Raw genomic sequence first — 22,361 nt, 5'->3', positions numbered from 1 at the left:
CGGCGTGTTTCGTCGCCTTCTATTTCTGCTGCTGCCGCTGCTGGGCCTGTTCGCTGGCCCGGTGCAGGCCCAAACCCCGCCCGCCGTGCCCGTTGCTTCGTCATCGCCGCTAAAAACGTACGCCCTGCGCCTCAAACCCGGCGACGACCTGCGCCAGCAGCTGTCCGCTTTCGTGGAGGAACACCAGATGGTGGCGGGCACCATGCTCACCTGCGTGGGCAGCCTCACGGTGGCTACGCTGCGGCTGGCCAACCAGGACGGCCCGAGCGTGTACCGGGGCCACTTTGAGATTGTGTCGCTGGTCGGTACACTGTCCACCAACGGCTCGCACCTGCACCTGGCCGTGGCCGATAGCACGGGCCGCACCATCGGTGGGCATTTGCTCGATGGCTGCGTAGTGTACACGACGGCCGAAATCGTACTGGGCGAATTGCCCGCGCTGGAATTTCGGCGCGAGCCCGACCCGACTTTTGGGTACCGGGAGCTGGTTGTGGAAAAAGCGCCAGGCCGCTTGCCGGGGCAATTGCCGGAGGGCTTGAAAAAAAGCAAGGCAAAGTCATCAAAATAAGACGAAATTGAGATAAGAATGGGCTGGCATTGCTTATCATTGTAGTAGTGTAGGTAACTGAGTTCAGGTCTGAGACTTGGATAATACCTTCTCTTCTACCATCTCGATACGTTATGCCGATGTTTTTACGGGGGGCTTCGCTAGTGCTGCTACTGGCTGCACCATTTGTGGGCGCGAGCCAGCAAAACCAGCCGGGTACTGCTCCCAAAACCTGGCCCAAGCCGGGTCAGCTCATCACGGAAGGAATAGCTCTGCACGACAAGCAGGATTATGCTGGTGCCATTGCCAAGTACAGCGCCGTCACGCCCGGCGATTCTTCCTATGCCACGGCCCTGAGCGAACTTGCTTTGAGCTTAAACTCTGCTGGAAAGCAAGAAGCTGCAGTGGCCGCCGCGCGCCAGGCTTTGGCACTCAATCCCTTCGAGTCTCAAACCTATAATACCCTGGCCGATGCGCAGGAGGAGCTCAAGCAGATAGATGCTGCTTTGGCAACCTACCAGCAGGCCTTGCGCCTGTTCCCTTACAACCAGGGCCTGTATTACAACCAAGGGGTGACGCATTTGCGCCAGCTCCATACCGCAGAGGCCCTGACCAACCTGCAGCACAGCCTGGAGCTGGCACCAACGAAAGCTGGTACGCACCGCTTGCTGGGGCTTTTGGCGGCGCAGCAAGGCCATACTTCCCACGCCCTGGTGAGTTGGCTGGCCGCGCTGGCGTTGGCCGGAAACGGTGCGGCTGTCAATGACGTGCTGATAGATGCCGAGCGGCTTTCGCAAGGCGTGGCGGTGGTGCCGGACAATGAAAAAGCCAAGCCGGTGTCGGCCAATGGGGCATTTGAAGAGCTTGACCAGCTGCTGGAAAGCAAAGTGGCGTTGCAGGCCGCTTATGCTTCGAAGGTGAAATTTCAGGCAGCCGTGGTAAAGCAGACCCAGCTGTTGGTGGAGAAGTTTCCGGTGGATGGCCCTGCCGACGACTTCTGGATTCGGGCGTACGGGCCGATGGTGGCGGCACTGCGCAAAGACGATAACCTGACGGCCTTCACCTACCTCATTCTGCAATCGGCCGAAGACAAGAAAGCGGCCCAATGGGTGAAATCCAACCAGAAAAAGGTGGATGCGATGTTGCAGGCCGTGATGCCGCCCCTGGTGGATTTGCGTGCCCGGCAACAACTGGTTGGCGGCACGCCCGGCCAGCGCACTGATGCCTGGTTCAACGACAACGGCCCCGACGGCCTGGGGCCGGGCAACAACCAGAACGGGACGTTTACCCACACCGGGGAGTGGATTTCCCTGACCCCCCAGGGAGCCATTGACGCCGTGGGCCGGTACAATACGCTTGGCCAGCGCGTGGGGCTGTGGAAAGAGCTGCGGCCCGACGGCACGGTGGACAAAACCTACATCTTCAACGATAAAGGCGAGCTTGAGGGGCTGTCGCACGAGTTTCATGCCAACGGCCAGCCGGCCTACGATGTCCCGTACCGGGCCGGCAAGATAGAAGGCGTGCTTAATATTTACAACGAGTGCGGCGCGCGCACGGGCGCCCGCACCTTCAAGGCCGGGGAGCTCGACGGGCCTTATGCCAGCTACCACCCCAATGGCCAGGTGCAGGTGCGGGCCACGCTCCGCGCCGACAAAGTGGACGGGCTGGAAGAGGGATTCTACCAGGATGGCACGCCCGAGTACACCACCATGCTGGCCAACGGCGTGAAGCAGGGGCCTTTCATGACGTATTACCCCGATAAAACGCCTCAGAACAAGGGCACCAACGACAAAGACAAACGCGAGGGCGCCTACGTGGAGTACCACCCCAACGGTGTGGTGAGCGAGGAAGGCCGCTACGCCCAGGGCAAGCGCATCGGCACCTGGCGCACCAACTTCACCACCGGGAAGCTGAGTGTGGAAAAAAGCTACGACGAAGCCGGCGAGCTCCACGGCCTCTACCACGACTACGACGAAGCCGGCCACCACTACAGCGACACCGAATATGCCCACGGCCGTACGGTGCGCGTGCGCTATTTCGACAAAGCGGGCAAGACGACGCTGGACCAGGCGGTGAAAAAGGGGCGGGTGGCCGTGCAGCTGCCCGGTGCCACTGGCGAAAAGGGCGCTACCGGCACCTACCTGGACGGGCAAATGGTGGGCGAGTGGCAGTGGTTCTACCGAGACGGCAGTGTGCGCGAAATCACGCACTACGACGACAAGGGAGATAAATTCGGGTCCTCGGCTTACTACTACCACGGCGGGCAGCTGCAGCGCCGCCTGAACTATGCGGCTGGTGGCCAGGAAGAAGGGTATTATGAGCAATTCACGCTGGACGGGCAGCCGGCGACCACGGGCTACTACCAGGCGGGCCAGCGGCACGGCCAATGGAAGGATTACTACGCCAATGGCAATGTGAGCGAGGAATACGAGTATTTCAAAGGCGTGCAAAATGGCCCCGCCCGCAGCTTTGAGCCGGGGGGCAAGCTCACGCAGGAGCGGTTCAACGAATTTGACAAGCTGCGCCGCATTACCACGTATGATTCGGTGGGCAAGGTGCTGGCCGCCATCGTCCTCAAGCCCGAAACCAAGGAGTACAGCCTGCGTTACCCGAGCGGCAAACCGTTGTACCGCACCGACCTGATTTGCTACAGCAGCTCTGGCACCGGCACCTGGCTGCGGCCCAATGGCAGCGTGGAAACGAGCATGAAGCTGCTGGATGGGCAGCGCCACGGGGCCTACAAAGCAACATTTGCCAACAATACGCCCGAACGGTTCGGCGAATACCGCAATGGCTTGATGCAGGGCGAATGGCTTACCTACTACCCCGATGGGCAGCTGCAGAAAAAAGGCCGTTACCGCAACGGGCAGGAGGAAGGGGAGTGGACCAGCTACTTCCCCAACGGCAAGGTCGAAAGCGTGTACCAGTACCAAGGCGGTGACGTCCACGGGCTCAGTCGCCGCTACAATCCGGCAGGCGAATTGCTGGTCGAAAAAATGTTTGAGCACGGGGAGCTGGTGAGCTTCCGGGGCCCGGCCGAGGCCGCGCCCTTCCAACCCCTGCCCAATATGACGGGGGCCGTGGCCACCACTTTTGCCAATGGCAAGCCGGCCGCCGCCGAAACCTTCGACCATAATGTAACGAAGGGCACGGCCACGTTTTACTATTCCTCGGGCGAGGTGTTTCGCCGCTCGACTTTTCTGAAAGGCCTCCGCACTGGCCCGCTGGAGAGCTTTTACCCCGGCGGCAAGCGCATGGAGGAAGAAAACTACCTGCACGGCGTGCTGCATGGCCGGTGCCGCTACTACCGCCCCGACGGGACCCTGGAACGTGAGGAAACGTACCGCAGCGGCGAACGCAGCGGGCCAACCACCTACTACAGTGCCGCCGGCAAGCCCGAGCGCACGGATATGTACTGGAATCTGATGGTCTACGATAAGAAGTAAGTAATAAGCCGTTAGCTTTTTGCCTTGCTATCAATGCCCTACTTGAAAGTCATCTGTCTGTTATTGTCGAATTCCTCGCCGGCCCCATACTTAGTTACTCACTTTATGCGGCCCGCGCGTCAACCTCACCCCCTAACCCCCTCTCCAAAAAAGAGGGGGGACTAATAATAGCTCTAAAAACCTATTTTTCAGAGACTAAGACCATGACTAAAAACTAGTTCCCCCTCTTTTTTGGAGAGGGGGTTAGGGGGTGAGGTTGACGCGCGGGCCGCAGAGGCTGTTCTTCCGCGCCTTCTGCGAATTCCTCTGCGCCTTCTGCGGTGAAAACACCTGACATGGAAAGCCGTTTCAAGTAATAGTTGCCAACCAGTTTATAATCAAATTAAAAGCTTATATCTCACCACTTAGCATGTGTAAATCTATATTATTGCTGTCCGTATTTCTATCGGCTGCCTTCGTGGCCCGTGGCCAGGCGCCCGGCCAGCTGGTGCTGGATATGAAGAAGCAATACCCCGGCGAAAAGGCGGTGTACCTGGAGCTGCGGCAGGACCTGACGGTAGAAATCCGAAACGACTCGGTGCAGGTGCTGGCCCGGCACCACGCCGACATGCTGCACCTGGAGGAGCAGTCGGCCCTGTACGCCAACGACCAGGTGTTTAGCTCGCACTTCAACCGCCTGCAAAAACTGGAGGCCCGCACCCTCGTGCCCAACGGGGAGAAGTTCAGGCCCGTGAAGGTGACGAATTTCCGGGATAATTTTCAGACGCAAGCGGGCATTTTCTTCGACGATACCCGTTCCACCTCGTTTTCGTTTCCGGCCGTTGCGCCGGGTGTCCGCACCGTTACGGACTACACGGTCAAGCACGTAGATGCGCGATTTGTGATGCCCTTTTACGTAGGTTCTTACGTGCCTGTGCACCACGCCGAGCTCACCATCACGGCGCCCAGGGGCGTACGTATCGGCTACAAAACCTTCCATGCGCAACACACCGCCATTGCCTACACCAAAGAGGAAAAAGGCAACCAGGTAATCTACCGTTGGAAGGCCGACAACCTGCCCAGCCCACCCCACGAAGAAAAGGGGCCAGGGGCGAGCTATTACCTGCCGCACATCGTGTTTTTTGTGGAGGAAGCCCCCGTGGGCGGGCAGCCGCGCAAATTGCTGGCCGGCGTTCCGGAACTCTATGCCATGTATGCCGATTTCGTGCGGCGCATCGAGCGCCAACCCAGCCCCTCTCTCAAGCTCAGCGTCGATTCGTTGGTGGCCGGGGCCAAAAGCGAGGAAGAAAAAGTGCGCCGCATCTACTATTGGGTGCAGGACAATGTGAAGTACATCGCCTTTGAGCAGGGGCTGCGCGGCTTCATTCCGCACGATGCCGGCCTGGTGTACGCCCGGCGCTACGGCGACTGTAAGGACATGGCCAACCTTACCCACGAGATGCTGCAGCTGGCCGGGGTCAAAACCGCTTACCTGACCTGGGTAGGTACCCGCGACCTGCCCTACAAGTATGCCGAGCTGGCCACACCGGGTGTCGACAACCACATGATTGCCACCTACGAGCCCACGCCGGGCAAATACGTTTTCCTGGATGCCACGAGCAAGCACACGCCCTACGGCATGCCTTCGGCCATGATTCAGGGCAAGGAAGGCTTGCTTGGGCTCGACCCCGGCCACAGCCGCGTGGTAGACATTCCGGCGATGGACAAGGCGCGGAGCGGCACCGACGATGTATCGGTGCTGACGCTGGAAGGAACGGGCCTGCGCGGCACCGGAACCCTGAGCATGGCGGGCTACACCAAAATCAATCAGAGCTATGGCCTTGATGGATTGAATGATACCGCCGAGCCCCGCTACGTGAAGGCCCTGCTGGAGCGCGGCAACAACAAGTTCTTCGTCGACAAATACAGCATTGCCAACCTGGACGCCCGCGACCTGCCCCTGAGCATCAGCTACGACTACCGCCTGCAGGACTATGTGCAGCAGGTAGATGATGAAGTGTACATCAACCTCAGCCTGGAGCGCCCCCATGCCACCGACCGCATCGATGAAACCACCCGCAAGCTGCCGCGCTACAACGAGTTTGCCTACACCGACCGCAGCCGCACCGAGCTGGTGGTGCCCGACGGCTACGAGGTGAGCTACCTGCCGCCCAGCGTGCAGGCGCAGGGCGAGACAATCGGCTTTAAGATGAGCTACGAGCGCAAGGGAAACCGAATTGTTCAGCAGCGGGAGGTGTACGTGAACTATCTGCTGCTGCAGCCCCAGCAGTTTGGCGGCTGGAACACCGTGGTTGCCAAGCTGGGCAATGCCTACCGGGAAGTGGTGATTTTGAAGAAGAAAAGAACGTAGCCGCTCCATCGCGCATCGTGGGCCGCAAAGTGGGCCTGCGCTACCAATTAAAAACGAATAGTATACATTGTTTATGCGTCTCCTTTTTCTGGCCGGGCTACTACTGATAGCTGCCGCCGCTCCGGCTCAAACGCTGCCCCCCGACCTCGTGAACACGGCCTACAACTGGGACCAGAAGCGCACCCAGCGCCTGCCCGTTTCGACGGCGGAAGCCGCCCTGCCGGCCATCGTGCTCCGCGATTTCACCAGCCTGGAGTATTACTACGACAAAGCGAGCAAAGACATGCGGTTTTTTGCCACCGAGCACCGCATCGTGCGGGTGAATACGTCGGACGGCATCGAGCAATACAACAAAATTGTGGTGCCGGTGCTGGAGTCTGGGGCGCCGGTGGCGGTGCGGGCCCGAACCATCAGCCCGCGGGGCGAGGTACGGGAAGTGAAGGCCGCCGACATGAAGGAGCTGAAGGACCAGGAAGGCGGCCGGGGTTTTCGCGTTTTCGCCGTGGATGGGGTCGAAAAAGGCAGTGAAATCGAATATTACTACACCCGGGAACGGCCCTTCAACCATTTTGGCAATGAGATTTTGCAGAGTGGAACGGCTGCTCACGACGTTATTTTTGAGTTGATTTCTCCCAGCGCGCTGACCTTTGAAGCGCGCGTGTACAACGGGCCCGCCGTGACCGTGGACACCGCGCTAGCCGACCATCGGGTGCTGCGGCTCGCGCAAAAAAGCGTGCCCGCGCTGCGGGAAGAAGCGTTTGCCAACGTAGCGGCCCAGCGCATGCGCGTCGAGTATAAGCTGGCCTACGTGGCCAACAAAGGCAGCATCCGCCAGTTCACCTGGGCCGACGCCAGCGTGTTCCTGCACCGCAACATCACGGCGCTGAGCAAAGAGGACGTGAAAGCCGTGGCCAAAGTGCTGGCCGCCGCCAGGCTTCCCACGGCTGGCCCGCTGGCCGAGCGCATTGCCGCTGCCGAAAATTATGTCAAACTCAACTTCAACCTCGACGAAGCGGCCAGCGGGCAGCTCGCGCAGGTAGTAGCGACGCACAATGCGCCCGAAGGAGGCTTTACGCGCTTGCTGGCGGCTATTTATCACACCCTTGGCATTGATTTCGAGATTGTGGTGACGAGCGGCCGCGAGGCGGAACCCTTCGACGGCAGCTTCGATACCTGGAATTACCTCAACCATTTTGCCCTGTACTTTCCGGGCACGCGGCAGTTTCTGGCCCCCGGCCGACCCGAGTGCCGCTACGGCATGCTGCCCGCCGCGTGGACGGCTAGCCCCGGCCTCTTCATCAAAAGTGTAAAGCTGGGCACTACGGAATCGGCCGTGGGCAAGGTGAAGGAAATCCCGGCCCTCAACGCCGAGCAAAGCCCGCACGACATTGACGTGACGGTGACCTTTTCGCCCGATTTGGATAACAGTACCCTGCAGCTGCGGCAAACCATGGGCGGCTACCCCGCCCTGCAGATTCAGCCCTACTGGTCGCTGATTCCGGAAGCCAAGCGCGTTGTACTCATGCAAGAGCTGCAAAAGTCCGTGGTGGCCGATGCTATCAATTTTCAAAAGCTCGCCGTGCGCAACGTCGAACGGGGATTGAACCCGCTGGAAAAACCGTTCATCATCGAAAGCCAGCTGGAGTCAGCGTCTCTGCTCGACAAGGCCGGCCCGCGCTACCTGTTCAAAATCGGGACGTTGCTGGGGCCTCAGACCGAGCTTTACCAGAAAGAGGAAAGGCAGTTCGATATTGAAAACGACAACAACCGCCGCTACCTGCGCACCATTCGCTTTGAAGTGCCGGCGGGCTACACCGTGCGCAACCTCAAAGACCTCAACGTGGATGTGCGAGCTGGTGGCAGCGCCACTCAACCGGATTTCGACTTTCAGTCCTCCTACGTGCAGGAGGGCCAGGCCATAACCGTAACGGTGTCCGAAAACTACCGCCAGGTGCGGTGGCCGAAAGCCGATTTCGAAGCGTTTCGAGCGGTTGTAAATGCCTCCGCCAACTTTAACAAAGTGGTATTGGTACTGGATAAGAAAAGTTAAGCTACAAGCCGCAAGCCTTTATTTTGATTACCAATCGGTTGCTGAATAGTCGATGTGCGGCAATACTCGCACAACTAATTAAAGCTGCCAAGCACCATTTTTTGCCCAACCAAAAGCCCATGACCGCCACCGATACGTCCCAAGCCGCTGCCTTTCGTCGTCAGGTTCTCAGCCCGATGAAGCTGCGCCTGTTTCTCATGCAAAAGCTGCCGATGGCGGGGCTTGCGGGGCTGCGGCTCGTGGCCCTCACGCCCGAGGAAGCGGTGGTTACCGTCCGCTTTCAGTTTCTTACCCAGAACCCGTTTCGCAGCGTTTATTTCGCGTGTTTGGCGATGGCGGCGGAGTTTGCGAGCGGCATTCAGGCCATGATGCACGTGCAGGCCGGCGGGCCCGTTTCGATGCTGGTAACGAAGATGGAGGCGGATTTTAGTAAAAAAGCAGTCGGCCTGATTTCCTTCACCTGCTCCGAAGGCGCCCTCATTGCCCAGGCCGTGGCCGAAAGCCGCGCCACCGGCGAAGGCCGCACCGTGGTAGCCACCAGCACCGGCACCGACGAAGCCGGCGACGTAGTGGCCGTGTTCCGCATCACCTGGTCGTTCCGGGCCAAAGCCTGAGTTGCTGGTCGTCGGTTGCTAGTTGCTTGTTGTTAGTTATGAGGTAAAATGCTGGCAACCATCAACTAAATCGCTACATAATTGCAATTTACTCCGGCTCTGACGTCAGGACGTCCACCAGGCCGTCTTCGCTCACCACGATGGCGATGCAGGGATAGTCGGAGCTTTCCACGTAGCGTAGGGCCGAGTTGTAGCGGGCCCCACGGGTGCCATCGCCCCGGCCCGAAGCCCGGCCATCGAGAATGACGCCGATGGAGTAGCAATAGCCTTCGGGGTCCAGCAGCACGGCCCCATCGATGCTGGTAACGAGGCGGGTGATGAGCGGCGTGAGCGGCACGGGCTCAATAAGGGTGCATTGCAGCTTGAGGCGGTCGGCCTCGGCCAGCGCCTCGGCGGTGATGACCAGCAGCGTGCCATGCTTCTGGCGGCTGGCTTCGAGTACCACCTCCCACAAGCGTTCCACCTTGGCCGGCTCGGTGAGGCCGAACGTGCGTTTGAGCGCCCGGCGAAATCCCGTGCGGTTGAGGCGGGTGCGCGGCAGGCCGGGCAGGCCGTAATGCGAGCGCATCAGCACGTGCCCATCGTGCTGCAATTCCCACGAATAATGGGTGAGGAAGCTGATGACGAACAAGTCTTCGCGCACGGCGTCGTACTTGCCCACCTGCCGGCCCAGGGCGTACACACTTTCGCCGTCGGCGAGCAGGTGCACGTCAGGCGTAGTCATTTCCAGCAGCTTGCGCACGGCACGATAGTCGGTAAGCTCAGTAGGGCAGGTGAGGGCGAATACTTCCTCAATGTTGGGGTGGCCGCGGCGGGCCAACAACAGCTTGCCCACGCCCTCGGCCCCCTCGTAGCGCAGGCTGCTGATGGTGTTGCAGGTGGCGAAAAGCTTGGTAGTAGCGGGGTCGAAACCCAGGGCCTGAGCGGGCGTGTCGAGCAGGGACTTGCCCGCCGCGCGCAGCAGCTCTTCGCTTTCGCGCGGCCGCAGAAAAAAAACGGCACCGGGCTCCGGGTCGCTCAGGGCCTTGGCACATTCCTCATTGAAGCGTTGCATGGCCGCTACCAGCAGCGACGGGGCCAATGGCCGGCCATCGGTGTAGAAGCGGTGGGGGCGGAGGGAAGGATGAGCACGCACCGGCTTGCGCTGAAAACGCAGAATGGTGACCACAAAATACCCCTGAATCTGAATAGGGTAGCCCGCAAAATGCTGGTGCACCGCATTATTGTCCAAGGCGTTAAGTATTTCCTGCGCGGCGTCCCGCACGCCTAGTCCTTCGAGCTTGCGCCGCATCATGGCGGGGCTCACGTCGTCGTTCTCGGGCTGGGGCCACGGCCGGGCGTTTTGGATGGCGCGCCCGCGGGACACCACGCCGGAGAAGGCCTCGGCGGGCAGGCCGCAGTCGTCGGGGGCCAGGCAGCGGGCGGGTAGGGCCGGGTCGGTGGGCAAGGCCAGCAGCAGCACAAAAGGGTGCAGGTCGTCGTCTAGGGCATCAAACAAGTCCTTTGCCAGTGCCTGGGCTGCTTGCCGGAAACGGATTTGGTGCGGCCAAAGCAAAGTGGCGGCGGGGGCAAGGGCAGGAGTCATGCTAAGAAAAAGGATGTTTTTCAGTTGTCAGTTGCTGGTTGTTAATTAAACCAAGCCTGACAACTAACCACTCAAAGTTGGAACAGAACAGGCAACACCATCTTTTGCTTTAATGGCTTGCCCTGAAACACGGCCGGCTCCCAGTTGGGCGCGGCTTTAATGAGGCGCAACGCCTCTTCATCGAGGCCGGAGCCCAGCTTTTTTACCACCCGTGCATCGGTCAGGCTGCCATTGGCTTGCACCATGAATTCGACCAGGACCTTGCCCTGAATCTTGCGCTGACGGGCCAGCAAGGGGTATTTCTGGTTTTTCTCAATCCAATCGAAAAAAGCCTGATTGCCGCCCACGGGTTGGGTGGGCCGGTCGGGCGCCACCACGGCCGGCCGGTCGGGGTTGGCCGAGGCGGCAATATCGGCGGCCGACGTGGTAATGGGCCGGTCCTTGGGCGCGGCCATCACTACTTCGCTGCCGGGCGACATCACGAACGAAACCGGCACGTAGATGCGCTGGCGCACCACTTGGTTGCGGTGCTTGGCGGGCGTCCATTTGGGGGCACTTTTGATGAGGCGGATGGCTTCGGCGTCCAGCTCGGGCGCGAGCGGCGTTTCGACCTTCACCTCATTCACGGTGCCGGTTTTCTCCACAATGAAACTCACCTTCACCGTGCCCTGAATGCCTTGCTGCATAGCAGTGGCCGGGTAGCGCTGGTTGTCGCCCAGGAAGCGCGCGTATGCTTCGGTGCCGCCCAGCGGCACGGCGGGCTGCGCCACCGAGTCGTACACCTCCGCCGCTGAGGGCTTGGCCGGCATTTTGCGCTTTTGCGCGTAGCTATTGAAACTGAGGCCGGTGAGGCTGAGGCAGCTGACCAGTACGAGCAGGGGTAATTTTGTAGGAGAGGGCATAGCGAATAAGATGAAATAAGAGGTGAAGATGCCTGAAATAACAGCAGCGGGCCGGCAACCGAAAGCCTCCCTAAAAACCTTGCCAGGACGGGCATTCCAACAGTATCAACGGGGCTGACGTTCTTTGGGGTGATTTATTTTTCCGCTTCGTCCCTCTTTTATTGCCATGACTGCAGAAACCTCCCGCGCCCCCGAACCCGTGGGCGCCTACCCCTACACCCGGCGCGTGGGCAACCTGCTATTTCTGTCGGGCGTGGGCCCGCGTCAGCGCGGGCAGTCGGCCATTCCCGGCGTCGAGCTTGATGAAGCGGGCAATATCGTGGCTTATGATTTTGAAAGCCAGTGCCATGCCGTATTCCAGAACGTGCGCTACATTCTGGAGGAAGCCGGCGCGAAATGGGACGACCTGGTGGACGTAACCGTTTTTCTGACCAATATGAAGGACGATTTCCCGGTTTATAACCGCCTCTACGCCGAGTACTTTGCCACGGCGCAACCCTGCCGCACCACCCTCGAAATTAACTGCCTGCCCACGCCCATTGCCATCGAATTAAAGTGCATTGCCGCGATTTCTGAATGAGCCGGGCATAACCGCCCGGTCGCTGCGGGAGTTTGCAGCAGGTTCGGGAAGTATCATCCGACCACGGGAAAATGAGCGGGCATTGGCCAGGGTTGCACGAAGCTTGTTTATTTGCGCCGCATGAATACCCAAACGCGCCAACTTCAGTACTTTTTCTTCGGGCAGAATTTCTCGGACGGATTGCGCACCGCGCTGGCTATTCTGCTGCCGGCGCTGGTATTTGCGCAGCTGGGGCATTTTGAGGCGGGAATCACGGTATCGACCGGGGCGCTGTGCCTGAGCGTGACCGATGTGCCCGGCCCGGCCCGGCACCGACGCAACGGCATGCTGGCGGCGCTGGCGCTGGTAGGTATCACCGCTTTAATAATGGGGCTAACGGCCGGCAACGTGTGGCTGCTGGGGCTGGCAGTGGGCGCGCTGAGCTTTGGCCTGACCATGCTGCTGGTCTGGGGCCCTCGGGCCGGGGCCGTGGGCACCGCCGCCCTGCTCAATGCCGTGCTGGTACTGGCGCATTTGCCCGCTCCAGGGCAGGTGCTGGCGCACGCGGGCCTACTGCTGCTGGGCGGCTTCTGGTACGCGGGGCTGGCGTTGCTGGTGCATCAGGTGCGGCCCTACCGCCCGGCTCAGCAGGCCTTGGGCGAGTGCATTCACGCCCTGGCGCAGTTTCTGGCCATAAAATCGCGCTTCTACAACCCCCAAACCGCCCTTGCCGACGACTACCGGCAGCTGGTGGCCCAGCAGGTGGTGGTGAACGAGCGGCAGGAGGCCGTGCGCGATGTGCTGTTCCGCACCCGCCAGATTGTGAGTGAAAGCACCAGCACCGGTCGCCGCCTGGTGCTCACTTTTGTCGAAACCGTGGATTTGTACGAGCGGATGACGGCCAGCTACTACGACTATGCCAGCGTGCGCGTGGCTTTCGGGCCCAGCGGGGTGCTGCCGGAGGTGGCCGCCCTCATCCGCCACCTCGCCGCCGAGCTCGACCACCTGGGCGTGGCCATTCAGGCCAACCGGCCCTACGCCGGTGCCGGCCCCGACCTCACGGCCGAGCTCACGCGCCTGCAGGTCCGCATCAGCGCCCTCGACGCGGACCCCAGCCTGGAAGGCAGCACGCTGGTGCTGAAGAAAATACTGGTGAACCTGCGCGACATCACCCGGCGGGTGGGCAACATTCGCCGCTATTTTGATGAGAGCCTGGCGGCGGCCATGCCCGCACCGGAGCGCACCGACCACGGCCGGTTCGTGGCGCACCAGGAAATTCAGGTACAGGCCCTGGGGCAGAATCTGACCATGAAATCGGCCGTGTTCCGCCACGCCTTGCGCATGACGCTGGCCTGCCTCGTGGCGTTTGGCGTGGCCGAGTGGCTGTGGCGCGGCGAGCACAACTACTGGATTTTGATGACGGTAACCATCATGCTCAAGCCCGGTTTCAGCCTCACCCGGCAGCGCAACATCGAGCGCATTCTGGGCACGCTGGCGGGCGGGGCGCTGGGGGCGGCCGTGCTCTGGCTCGTGCCCTGGACCGATGCGCAGTTCTGGATTATGGTGGTATTCATGGTGGTGGCCTACAGCTTTCAGCGGTCCAGGTATCTGGTGACGGTGGTGTTCCTGACGGCCTTTTTGCTCATTCTTTTCAGCTTCCTGGGGCTGAACTACGTGGGCGTGGTGCAGGAGCGGATTACGGACACGCTCATGGGGTGCGCCATTGCCTTTTCGGCCGGCTACCTCCTCTTTCCGAGCTGGGAATCGGATAAGCTAACCGACCACATGGCGGCGGCCCTGCGCGCCAACCTGGCCTACCTGCGCCAGATGGCCAACCGCCTCGCCGGCCGCCCGCTGCCGCCCAACGAATACCGCCTGCTACGCAAAGACGTGTTCGTGAGCGGCGCCAACCTGGCGGCGGCCTTTCAGCGCATGCTCACCGAGCCCAAAAGCACGCAGCGCCAGCCCACCCAAACCCACGAATTTGTGGTGCTGAACCACATTCTATCCTCCAACATTGCGGCTCTCACCGCCACCCTGCGCGAGGCCGCGCCCGCCGTGCCGCCCTTCCCGGCCGAGAGCCGCCGCGCCCTCACCAGCGCCCTGGCCACGTTGCACAAAAGCCTGGCTCTCATTGCTCCTCAGGCCCCGGCACCCGCCCCCGAGCTGGCCCTGGCCGAGCCCGCCGTTCCCGTTGGCGAGGACGATAAGTCGCTGCTGGAGCAGCTCCTGTTCCTGCAAAAAGTAAGCAGCGACATCGGCCGGGTAACCGAAAGCCGCATGGCCGGGTAGCAGTCGGGCTGGGGCGTGTAGGTTTGTGCGGGTTGGTAGCGGTAGCGCCTGCTACCTTCGTACGGTCCTTTTTCCTGTTGACTCATGCGCCACGTTGCCGATATTCCCCATCCTGCCGTTAAAATCACGCTGTTGGCCTGGAACGGCAAGTTTCTGCTGAAGCTGGAGCAGGGCAGCCTGGAGCAGACCTACAAAGTGGCCGAGCTGGACCTGCTCACCGGAACCGATGCCGAGGTGCGCGAGCTGCTCGACGAGGCATTTATGACCGCGGCCATTGCCCGGTTTCAGGACATGCGCGCCGATTTGCAGGCCGCATTCGAGCGCCACGAGCTGCGCTAGGCTTTCATTTTAACGTATTCATTTGCAATGTATAAATCATTTGTTTTTTTGCTGTTTCTGGTAAGTCTGGTTTCGGTTGGGCCGGCGGCAGCGCAGCTCTACGACGTGCGCGCCGGTGAGGTGAACCACGAGAAAAAGACCCGCCCGGCCCTCAAAGTGCAGGTCGATGGCAAAGCTTCCGACGTGAAAGATTTCTTTCAGAACTGGATGAAGCAGACCTACAACATCAAGTTTAAGAGCGGAGGACTGTTTGGATTCGGCAACAGCGACGCCCTGACGGCCCGCCAAACGCCCGCCAATGCCATTTCCGGTAAGCTCGTGGATTTGTACGCCATTGTGGTAGCGCCCTCCGATTCTACTTCCGAAGTAGCGCTGTTTGGCGGCTTCGACGACAACACGTTTTTCGACCCCGATAAGACGGCCACCGAGTATTCGGCCTTGCGCGTGATGGCCCAGACCTTTGCCACCGCCGCCCGTCTCAAAGCCTACCGCGACCAGATTGCCGAATCCGAAAAGAACCTTAAATCGGCCGAAAAGGAGAAGGACAAGCTTGAAAAAAACCGAAATTACCTGCGCAGCAATACCACCGCCAACCTGGCCAAGATTGAAGAGCTACTAAAGAAAAACATCCAAAACGAGCAGGAAATGCGCTCTGATTCGGTTTCGCTCATCAAAAACGGGGAGGTGCTGGACCAAACCCGCGTGCAGCTACAGCGCCGCCGCGACCGCCTCTCGGCTCTCGACCGAAAGAACTAGGCCGGGCCCCGACCGTACGCAGACTATGGAAAACCCCGCTTCGCCCCTCGACACCCTACGGCAGCTCAAGGAGATGCTGGATGCCGGAGCCCTGACACCCACCGAATTTGAGGCCCTGAAAAAACGGCTGTTGTTCAGCGAAGCCGTAGCGCCGCCAACCTCGCCAGCGCCTTTTGCGCCCGCCGCCCCATTGGCCGCGGAGCTTCCGGTTGTGGTGCCAACCACGCCGGTTTCGTCGGATGATGAGCCGTCCGCGCCCTCGTCACAACAGGTAATTACGGAGCCGGACGCAGCAAACCATTATAGCGCCACATCGCGAGCTGAGCAGGAAAGCCGGAATGCAAGCGCCGCCGCCGGGCTTCCGGCAGGCGGGCCGCCGCCGCTGGTTGGGCCGCCGCCCGTGCCGGCGGCGGACTCCGAGGCCTGGGCGGACGATGAGTTTTCGGGCGCAGCCCGGCCCCCGGCCCGCAGTCCGCTGGCCCTGGTTTTGTCTATCGGGGGCTTGCTGGCCCTGCTGGGGTTGGTGGTCTACCTTTCGTTCAACCGCCCGCCGTCGGAACGGCTGACCAGCACCAGCCGCACCGCCGCCGATTCGGTGGCTACCAACATTGAAGTGGGCCCCCAGGCCGAGCCCTTGCCTCCGGTGGCCGAGGCGGAGCCCGAAATTATCCGGGTGGTGCCCGCCAATCCGGCGCCGCCCGTATCAAGCCAGCCCGCACTTCCGCCCCCGGATTCGGTAGACATGCTGCCCGCCCCCGACGAGCTACCGGAGACGCCCTGAACAAGCCCGTCAGAGGCCTACGCCACGGCTAACCTCATCCGGAGCCCAGGAATTAATTGCCTTGCGAATCAACATCCCCGCCAAAGGGCCGTACGCTAAACCTCAGTCCTGACCGGCTGAGGTTTTTTCTTTCCACCAACTTGCTCGCTGTTCATGGCTTTTTCTCGTTTTCTACCACCCTTTTTGCTGGTGGGCCTGGCTGCCGCAAGCCTGGGCAGCTGCTCGTCGCCCACTACCGACTCGCAGAGTATTGCCGTGGCTGCCGGTCCCGATTCCGTATCGACCGGGCAAAGCAATGTCTCGACCAGCTCGCTCCTGCAGGTAGTGGCCGAGTTTACGGGGCCCCAGCTGGTGGGGGTGGCCGTGGCGCCCGGCGGGCAGGTTTTCGCCTGCTTTCCGCGTTGGGACGATAACCCCGTGTACCCCATCGCCGAAGTCGGGCCCAACAACACCCTCACGCCTTACCCGGACGCCAGCTGGTGCATGTGGAACGACTCGGTGAAGAATGAGCCGCAAAAACACTGGATTTGCCCGCAAACCGTGCACACCGACAAGGCCGGCATGGTGTGGGTACTCGACCCCGCCTCGCCGGGCATTCAGGGTACCGTGCCCGGCGGCCCCAAGCTGGTGAAAACGGACCCCAAAACCCGGCAGGTGCTGCTCACGGTGTTGTTTCCGGAGAGCGTGGCGCCCCGCAAATCCTACCTCAATGATGTGCGGATTGACTTGCAGCACAACTACGCCTACCTCACCGAATCGGGCACCGGCGCTCTGGTCGTGGTCGATTTGAAAACCAATACGTCGCGCCGCTTGCTCGATACGCACCCTTCGACCAAAGCCGAAAAAGGACTGGTGGTGAAAGCCGAAGGCCACGCCATGCTCGACCCGAAGGGCAACCCCGCACAATTCAACGCCGACGGCATTGCCCTCAGCGCCGACAATAACTACCTGTACTACTGCCCGCTCACGGGCCACACCCTCTACCGCATCAAGACGGCCGCCCTGCGTGATGCTTCTCTCAGCGCCGCCCAGCTGGGCCAGCAGGTGGAAAACCTGGGCACAATTCCGGCCACTGATGGCATGGAAATCGACGCGGCCAACAACGTATACCTCACCTCTTTCGAGCAGAGTGCCCTGGTGCGCCGCACGCCCGCCGGCAAGATTGAAACCATTGTGAAAGACCCGCGCCTGCAGTGGCCCGATACCTACAGCTTCGCCGCCGATGGCAACCTGTACGTGGCCACCTCGGCCATTCACAAAATGCCAACCTGGAACAAGGGCGTGGGCCAGCCGCGGCGGCCCTTCGGCATCTACAAAATGGCGCTGCCGAAATAGAATTTTCGGCTCAATGAATCAAAAAAAGCCGCGCCAGATAACGGCGCGGCTTTTTTTAATGAAAAACAGCAGGGTCTTACAGCGTGGTTGCCTGGTAGGCAACTTTCTGAATTTTAACTCCTTTGGTGAAGATGTCCAGGTTTTCGCTGGTGTGGGCCAGAATGTCCATGCAGTGGCGGTGGCGCCGGTTCATGGTGTCGTGAATGGTGTACACGCCATCCAGCTTGGCATTGATGCCGGACACGCGCACGGTGTCGCCAAATGCGAATTTTCCGCCCCAGGGCTTCAGCAAATCGCGCGACAAGGCCATCCAGCGCTTTTTGGTCCCGTAGTGCGGCTTAATCCGCGAGTTATCGGCCGTGATAAACGGTTCGCTGTCTGTTTGGCCAGGCACAGCTTCGTAGATAGTGGCCGTTACCCGATAGGTCAGGCTTTGGGCAACGTAGGTCTTTGTTTTTTTAACGGTAATCTTTTTGCTTTCCAACCGAGCCGTGGCGGGGCGGGTAGCAACTTCTAGCGGCATAATAAATTTAACCAGTCCGTTTGCTTTGTTTGTGGCTGGTGAGGAGGAGAAAAGGGGGGCTGTTAATGCGGAAGCGGCTAAAAGGATGTCTAGAAATAATCGTACACTACTCATTTAAAAGGGTTTCACTGGTCCACCATTGCTCGCCTGGCAGTATCGGCGCGCCCGCATTTTGTGCGAGAGAAAAGTGTTAACGATTAGATAGATAGATAAGTTTTGCGAAAATAAATTATCCAACTCAAAGCTGCTTTAGGTGCGTTGTGGCGTTTTAATAGCTGAATGTTTATAGAACAAACCGGTGTCATGCGGGCAGTTGCCAGCAGAACCGTGCGGAATGAAGTGCTGCGACTTATCTTATCTCAACCAGTTGCCGTAAGCAGCAACCCGGTTCATCCCCTCAATATTTGATAAATTGGCCATTCAACCTAATAGGGACCTCATGCCAAACGGCCGCGATGCTCCTGATTGCTAAGCGTATTTGTTTACTCGAATGCAGGTTTTTGCCTGACTTTTAAGTGTCTTACATTTACGCACCCATACCCACCCTGCTTTCTCAATGGATTCATACTCGTATATCGCTAACGCCGACGCGGCGGCCATCGAAACCCTATACCAAGCGTATCAGCAAAATCCGGAGTCAGTGGATTTCGGCTGGCGTAAGTTCTTTGAGGGCTTCGATTTCTCCCAGCAGTTCCCCGAAGGTGCCCCCGTGCTGCCCGGCGCCGTTGCCAACGGCACCGCCGCGCTGGCCACCAAAGCCGCCGACGCCCCCGGCCCCCGGCCCCAGCCCGATTCCTACGGCGTCCTCGTCACCCCGGCTTCGACCAACAACGCCCCGGCCATGGCCAGCGGTACCCCCGCCAGCGACAAGGAAACGGCCGTGCGCAACCTGATTCACGCCTTCCGGAGCCGCGGCCACTTGCGCGCCAAAACCAACCCGGTGCGCGAGCGCAAAGACCGCAAGCCCCGCCTCGACCTGAGCGATTTTGGCTTGGGCGAAGCCGATTTTGACACCGTTTTCAAAAACGGCGAAGTCCTCGGTTTGGGTGACCAGGCCACGCTACGCGACATTCTGGGGGCGCTGGAGAAGATTTACACCGGCCCCATTGGCTTCGAGTACATGTACATCCGCGACCCGCAGGTGCTGGACTGGTTCCGCGAGAAGGTGGAGCGCGACTCGCTGGCCTTCAACCCCAGCGGAGAGTACAAGAAGCGCATTCTTAAGAAGCTGAACGAGGCAGTGGTTTTTGAAAACTTCCTGCACACCAAGTTCCTAGGGCAGAAGCGCTTCTCGCTGGAGGGCGGCGAAACCACCATTCCGGCCCTGGATGCCATCATTGGCAAAGCGGCCGAACTGGGCGTGCAGGAAGTGATGATTGGCATGGCCCACCGCGGCCGGCTCAACGTGCTGGCCAACATCATGGGCAAAACCTACGAGCAGATTTTCTCGGAGTTTGAAGGCACCGCTGTGCCCGACCTGACGATGGGCGACGGCGACGTGAAGTACCACATGGGCTACTCGTCGGAAGTGGAAACGGCCAGCGGCCAGAAGGTGAACCTGAAGCTCGCCCCCAACCCCTCGCACCTGGAAGCGGTGAACCCGGTGGTGGAAGGTTTTGTGCGAGCCAAGATTGAGCACCAGTACGACAACGACTACCACCAGATTCTCCCCATCCTCATTCACGGCGACGCCGCGGTGGCGGGCCAGGGCATTGGATACGAGCTAACCCAGATGTCGTTGCTGGAAGGCTACAAAACGGGCGGTACCATTCACTTTGTCATCAACAACCAGGTCGGCTTCACCACCGATTTTGAAGACGCCCGCTCGTCGATTTACTCCACGGACCTGGCCAAAATTATCGACGCGCCGGTGCTGCACGTGAACGGCGACGACCCCGAAGCCGTGGTATTTGCCGTGCAGCTGGCCACCGAATACCGCCAGCAGTTCCACGCCGACATCTTTATTGACATGGTGTGCTACCGCCGCCACGGGCACAATGAGTCGGACGAGCCCAAGTTCACGCAGCCCACGCTCTACAACATCATTTCGAAGCACCAGAACCCGCGCGAGGTGTACAATGCCATGCTGGTGAGCCGCGGCGACGTGGATGCCGAACTGGCCGCCCAAATGGACAAGGAGTTCCGCAACACCCTGCAAGAGCGCCTCGACCTTGTGAAGCAGGCGCCGCTTCCCTACAAGTACCAGGCCCTGGAAAACGAGTGGCGCAGCCTGCGCCGCAGCACGCCCGAGGACTTCGACCAGTCGCCCGAAACCGGTATTTCGGCCGAAACCGTGGCGCAGGTAGCCCAGGCCCTGACCACGCTTCCCGACGGCTTCAAGCCCCTCAAGCAGATTGATAACCTGCTGAAGGAACGCCGCAAGATGTTCTTTGAAACCCGCATTCTGAACTGGGCCGCCGCTGAGCTGCTGGCCTACGGCTCGCTCCTGACCGAAAAGCACATGGTGCGCGTGAGCGGCCAGGACGTGCAGCGCGGCACGTTCTCGCACCGCCACGCGGTGCTGCACGATGCCGAAACCTCGGCCCCTTACAACTCGCTGAACCACATTGAGGGCGAAAACGAAAAGCTGAGCATCTTCAACTCGCTGCTGAGCGAGTACGCGGTGCTGGGCTTTGAATTTGGCTACGCCATGGCCAACCCCACGGCCCTGGTGGTGTGGGAGGCGCAGTTCGGCGACTTCGCCAACGGAGCCCAGACTATGATTGACCAGTTCATTGTGAGCAGCGAGAGCAAGTGGCAGCGCATGAACGGCCTGGTGATGCTGCTGCCCCACGGCTACGAAGGCCAGGGCCCGGAGCACTCCAACGCCCGCCCCGAGCGGTTCCTGCAGCTGGCTGCCGAGCACAACATTGTGGTGGCCAACATGACCACGCCGGCCAACTTCTTCCACGCCCTGCGCCGCCAGCTCACCTGGAGCTTCCGCAAGCCGCTGGTGGTGATGTCGCCGAAGTCGATGCTGCGCAACCCATTGTGCGTGTCGCCGATAGAGGATTTCACCAGCGGCAGCTTCCGCGAAGTGATGGGCGACACTTTCGCCGATGCTAAAAAGGTGAAGCGCGTGCTGCTGTGCTCGGGCAAAATCTACTTTGACCTGCTGGAGGAGCAGCGCGAATCCAAGCGCGCCGACGTGGCCATTGTGCGCCTGGAGCAGCTGCACCCCTTCCCCAAAAAGCAGCTTGCCGTGGAGCTAGCCAAGTATCCCAAAGCCAAGCTGTACTGGGTACAGGAGGAGCCCGAAAATATGGGCTATTGGAACTACATGCTCCGGTACATGCGCCGTGAGCTGGAAGACGTTATTGCCCGCAAGCCATCGGCCTCGCCGGCCACGGGCTACAACAAAATCCACGTGAAAGAGCAAAAGGACCTGGTGGCCCGGGCCTTCGACAAGCCCAAAGAAGCCGTGGCCGACGACACCATCAAGGCTACCGCTGAAATCGCCAAAAAACAGGATTAAGGCTGGTAGCGCATGCGTTAGCTTGCGCCCTCCTGCCGCCGAACAAGCCAAAGCATGTTCTACACATGATAACCGAAGAGCAAATCCAAGCCGTGGTGCAGCGCATCGTTGAAGGCTACGCGCCGGACAGGATAATCCTGTTCGGCTCGTATGCCTATGGCGTGCCTACTGAGGACTCGGATTTGGATTTGCTCATTATCAAGCGTGATGCGGAGGAGAAGCGAGTGGCACGCGCTATTGCTGTTCGCACGTTGCTGTGGGGTACTGATGCTCCCGCGATGGATATTCTGATTCGTACGCCGGCGGAGATGGAGCGGGCCGCAGGTGTTTTTCAATCCGTAGAAACCATTGCCGAGCAGCAAGGCCGACTATTATATGCCGCTTAGTACCCCCGAACAGAAACGCGTTGCCATGTCGCTTTTAACGGCCGACCGTGACATGGAAGCCGCTGAGACCCTGTTGAAGGCTAGTCCGCACCTTTATGAAAGTATTGGTTTCCACTGCCAGCAGGCAACGGAGAAATATATAAAAGCCGTACTGGTAGCCTCGTCGCTACCCGCGCCGTTCATTCACGACCTGACCAAGCTGCTGCTGCCACTCATTCAAGCAAATTTGATTCAGTTCTCTCAACAAGACCTGGTGGAGGCTACAATTCTCAATGAATTCGGCGTAGAGCTACGTTATGAAACCGACGATGCTCCAGGCTATACTTCGGCTGATTTGCTGACGATGGCTACTCGTTTTCAAACCAAGCTTCGGCCACTGGCCCAGGCGTTTCTGATTTAATTAAAACTTAACTACACGCTT

17 protein-coding genes are annotated in these 22,361 nt (G+C 60.1%); 14 read left to right on the top strand and 3 right to left on the bottom strand.

All coding sequences use genetic code 11. The features are described 5' to 3' along the window. The first annotated feature begins 4 nt into the window (after positions 1-4). From GM79_RS21080 to GM79_RS21060, 5 genes are all read left to right on the top strand, one after another. A complete protein-coding gene (locus GM79_RS21080; RefSeq protein WP_235184131.1) occupies positions 5-568 on the top strand; it encodes a PPC domain-containing DNA-binding protein in 564 nt (187 codons plus the stop codon). 113 nt (positions 569-681) lie between these two features. Next, positions 682-3,993: a toxin-antitoxin system YwqK family antitoxin gene (locus GM79_RS21075; protein ID WP_081867922.1), complete on the top strand. Its 3,312-nt coding sequence runs from the start codon at positions 682-684 to the stop codon at positions 3,991-3,993. A 427-nt stretch (positions 3,994-4,420) separates the two neighbouring features. Further along, positions 4,421-6,343 (top strand): DUF3857 domain-containing protein, encoded by a 1,923-nt coding sequence (locus GM79_RS21070; protein WP_035567769.1) that lies wholly within the window; start codon positions 4,421-4,423, stop codon positions 6,341-6,343. A gap of 73 nt (positions 6,344-6,416) precedes the next feature. Continuing rightward, positions 6,417-8,393, top strand: a complete 1,977-nt coding sequence (locus tag GM79_RS21065; RefSeq protein ID WP_035567767.1) for a DUF3857 domain-containing protein — start codon at positions 6,417-6,419, stop codon at positions 8,391-8,393. 119 nt (positions 8,394-8,512) lie between these two features. Next, a complete protein-coding gene (locus GM79_RS21060) occupies positions 8,513-9,007 on the top strand; it encodes a DUF4442 domain-containing protein (RefSeq protein ID WP_051719167.1) in 495 nt (164 codons plus the stop codon). Positions 9,008-9,095: 88 nt separating this feature from the next. Here the strand turns inward: GM79_RS21060 and GM79_RS23435 are convergent, their stop codons facing one another. Next, a complete protein-coding gene (locus GM79_RS23435) occupies positions 9,096-10,592 on the bottom strand; it encodes a DNA integrity scanning protein DisA nucleotide-binding domain protein (RefSeq protein WP_051719156.1) in 1,497 nt (498 codons plus the stop codon). Between the two features lie 71 nt (positions 10,593-10,663). Continuing rightward, positions 10,664-11,494, bottom strand: coding sequence for an energy transducer TonB (locus tag GM79_RS21050; protein WP_035567764.1), 831 nt, complete (start codon positions 11,492-11,494; stop codon positions 10,664-10,666). Positions 11,495-11,660: 166 nt separating this feature from the next. Here GM79_RS21050 and GM79_RS21045 point away from each other — a divergent pair, with 166 nt between their 5' ends. The 6 genes from GM79_RS21045 (at position 11,661) to GM79_RS21020 (ending at position 17,556) form a co-directional block, all read left to right on the top strand. After that, positions 11,661-12,074: a RidA family protein gene (locus GM79_RS21045; protein WP_035567760.1), complete on the top strand. Its 414-nt coding sequence runs from the start codon at positions 11,661-11,663 to the stop codon at positions 12,072-12,074. A 120-nt stretch (positions 12,075-12,194) separates the two neighbouring features. Continuing rightward, on the top strand, positions 12,195-14,345 hold the full coding sequence (locus GM79_RS21040) for an FUSC family membrane protein (RefSeq protein WP_035567758.1): 2,151 nt from the start codon (positions 12,195-12,197) through the stop codon (positions 14,343-14,345). An 84-nt stretch (positions 14,346-14,429) separates the two neighbouring features. After that, complete coding sequence (locus GM79_RS21035; RefSeq protein ID WP_035567754.1) at positions 14,430-14,684, top strand: hypothetical protein; 255 nt, start codon at positions 14,430-14,432, stop codon at positions 14,682-14,684. Positions 14,685-14,711: 27 nt separating this feature from the next. Further along, the gene (locus GM79_RS21030) at positions 14,712-15,440 is read left to right on the top strand and encodes a hypothetical protein (RefSeq protein WP_035567752.1); all 729 of its coding nucleotides are present in this window, start codon (positions 14,712-14,714) and stop codon (positions 15,438-15,440) included. 25 nt (positions 15,441-15,465) lie between these two features. Next, the gene (locus GM79_RS21025; protein WP_035567750.1) at positions 15,466-16,221 is read left to right on the top strand and encodes an SHOCT domain-containing protein; all 756 of its coding nucleotides are present in this window, start codon (positions 15,466-15,468) and stop codon (positions 16,219-16,221) included. A gap of 153 nt (positions 16,222-16,374) precedes the next feature. Next, positions 16,375-17,556, top strand: coding sequence for an SMP-30/gluconolactonase/LRE family protein (locus GM79_RS21020; protein ID WP_051719155.1), 1,182 nt, complete (start codon positions 16,375-16,377; stop codon positions 17,554-17,556). Positions 17,557-17,632: 76 nt separating this feature from the next. Here GM79_RS21020 and GM79_RS23430 read toward each other — a convergent pair whose 3' ends face one another. Then, positions 17,633-18,079: a hypothetical protein gene (locus GM79_RS23430; RefSeq protein WP_051719154.1), complete on the bottom strand. Its 447-nt coding sequence runs from the start codon at positions 18,077-18,079 to the stop codon at positions 17,633-17,635. Positions 18,080-18,635: 556 nt separating this feature from the next. Here GM79_RS23430 and GM79_RS21010 point away from each other — a divergent pair. The 3 genes from GM79_RS21010 to GM79_RS21000 all read left to right on the top strand — a co-directional run bounded on the left by GM79_RS21010 (position 18,636) and on the right by GM79_RS21000 (position 22,340). Beyond that, on the top strand, positions 18,636-21,554 hold the full coding sequence (locus GM79_RS21010; RefSeq protein ID WP_035567747.1) for a 2-oxoglutarate dehydrogenase E1 component: 2,919 nt from the start codon (positions 18,636-18,638) through the stop codon (positions 21,552-21,554). A gap of 65 nt (positions 21,555-21,619) precedes the next feature. Beyond that, positions 21,620-21,940 (top strand): nucleotidyltransferase domain-containing protein, encoded by a 321-nt coding sequence (locus GM79_RS21005; protein WP_035567744.1) that lies wholly within the window; start codon positions 21,620-21,622, stop codon positions 21,938-21,940. Positions 21,941-21,965: 25 nt separating this feature from the next. Further along, positions 21,966-22,340, top strand: coding sequence for a HEPN domain-containing protein (locus GM79_RS21000; RefSeq protein ID WP_035567742.1), 375 nt, complete (start codon positions 21,966-21,968; stop codon positions 22,338-22,340). Positions 22,341-22,361 lie beyond the last annotated feature (21 nt).

The sequence above is a fragment of the Hymenobacter sp. IS2118 genome (assembly GCF_000715495.1).
Classification (GTDB): domain Bacteria; phylum Bacteroidota; class Bacteroidia; order Cytophagales; family Hymenobacteraceae; genus Hymenobacter.
The sequence above is the reverse complement of the archived record's forward strand: the minus strand, read 5'-3'. Positions and strand labels throughout refer to the sequence as shown.

Excerpts from the sequence above, each read along its gene's own strand:
- GM79_RS21075 (WP_081867922.1), top strand. The coding sequence starts at position 682 with ATGCCGATGTTTTTACGGGGGGCTTCGCTAGTGCTGCTACTGGCTGCA.
- GM79_RS21065 (WP_035567767.1), top strand. The coding sequence starts at position 6,417 with ATGCGTCTCCTTTTTCTGGCCGGGCTACTACTGATAGCTGCCGCCGCT.
- GM79_RS21060 (WP_051719167.1), top strand. The coding sequence starts at position 8,513 with ATGACCGCCACCGATACGTCCCAAGCCGCTGCCTTTCGTCGTCAGGTT.
- GM79_RS23435 (WP_051719156.1), bottom strand. The coding sequence starts at position 10,592 with ATGACTCCTGCCCTTGCCCCCGCCGCCACTTTGCTTTGGCCGCACCAA.
- GM79_RS21050 (WP_035567764.1), bottom strand. The coding sequence starts at position 11,494 with ATGCCCTCTCCTACAAAATTACCCCTGCTCGTACTGGTCAGCTGCCTC.
- GM79_RS21045 (WP_035567760.1), top strand. The coding sequence starts at position 11,661 with ATGACTGCAGAAACCTCCCGCGCCCCCGAACCCGTGGGCGCCTACCCC.
- GM79_RS21040 (WP_035567758.1), top strand. The coding sequence starts at position 12,195 with ATGAATACCCAAACGCGCCAACTTCAGTACTTTTTCTTCGGGCAGAAT.
- GM79_RS21035 (WP_035567754.1), top strand. The coding sequence starts at position 14,430 with ATGCGCCACGTTGCCGATATTCCCCATCCTGCCGTTAAAATCACGCTG.
- GM79_RS21030 (WP_035567752.1), top strand. The coding sequence starts at position 14,712 with ATGTATAAATCATTTGTTTTTTTGCTGTTTCTGGTAAGTCTGGTTTCG.
- GM79_RS21025 (WP_035567750.1), top strand. The coding sequence starts at position 15,466 with ATGGAAAACCCCGCTTCGCCCCTCGACACCCTACGGCAGCTCAAGGAG.
- GM79_RS21020 (WP_051719155.1), top strand. The coding sequence starts at position 16,375 with ATGGCTTTTTCTCGTTTTCTACCACCCTTTTTGCTGGTGGGCCTGGCT.
- GM79_RS23430 (WP_051719154.1), bottom strand. The coding sequence starts at position 18,079 with ATGCCGCTAGAAGTTGCTACCCGCCCCGCCACGGCTCGGTTGGAAAGC.
- GM79_RS21010 (WP_035567747.1), top strand. The coding sequence starts at position 18,636 with ATGGATTCATACTCGTATATCGCTAACGCCGACGCGGCGGCCATCGAA.
- GM79_RS21005 (WP_035567744.1), top strand. The coding sequence starts at position 21,620 with ATGATAACCGAAGAGCAAATCCAAGCCGTGGTGCAGCGCATCGTTGAA.
- GM79_RS21000 (WP_035567742.1), top strand. The coding sequence starts at position 21,966 with ATGTCGCTTTTAACGGCCGACCGTGACATGGAAGCCGCTGAGACCCTG.